This is a genomic window from Vibrio sp. 2130-1, assembly GCF_033339515.1.
The window spans coordinates 1-634 of the sequence record NZ_JAWOUT010000402.1 but is presented as its reverse complement, the minus strand read 5'-3'; the positions used below and the strand labels follow the sequence as shown (position 1 = coordinate 634).

Below are 634 nucleotides of genomic sequence, written 5' to 3'. Positions count from 1 at the left end.
TGCGCCGCATCTGTGAACAGGCCTGTTGTGCTTTCACTTTCAACAAATCTAAGAAAGCCAACATACCCGACCTATTGGATTCTTAGCATCGGAATAGTTTGAACTCTCTTGAGTTCTGGTTGTTTTCGCTCTTTTGAGAGCGTTTTTAGGTTGTAGTAAATGAACAAGCGTTTCTTTCCAAGAATCGATTTGCCACTTTTGATGGCGATAATTCCGATCATGTTATTGAGTTCGCTGACGCTATGGAGCGCCAGTGGTTTCGATGAATCCATGCTCTTTAAACACTTAGCCCGCTGCGCACTGACACTGGTGTGTATTCTGGTGATGTCATCCATTCCAGCTGCCAGTTATCAACGCTCGGCACCATACTTGTATTTTGTCGCCGTGTCGTTACTGCTGGCCGTCGCGCTGTTTGGTGACAGCACTAACGGTTCACAACGATGGCTAGATATCGGCTTTTTTCGTTTTCAACCTTCGGAATTAATTAAGTTGTCGATTCCGATCATGATCGCTTGGATGCTGCACCTGGAAGGCGGCAGACCTGACTTTCGTAAAATCGCGCTTTGTTTGATGATTACCTTGGTTCCCGCAGGGTTGATCGCTCTGCAACCCGATCTGGATGGTGCGATCTTTA

The 634-nt window shown here is 46.5% G+C and carries 1 protein-coding gene; it reads left to right on the top strand.

Features of this window, described 5'->3' with window-relative positions:
• Nucleotides 1-159: 159 nt before the first annotated feature.
• On the top strand, nucleotides 160-634 hold a 475-nt coding region (locus R7Q09_RS26480), incomplete at its 3' end, for an FtsW/RodA/SpoVE family cell cycle protein (RefSeq protein ID WP_318143984.1).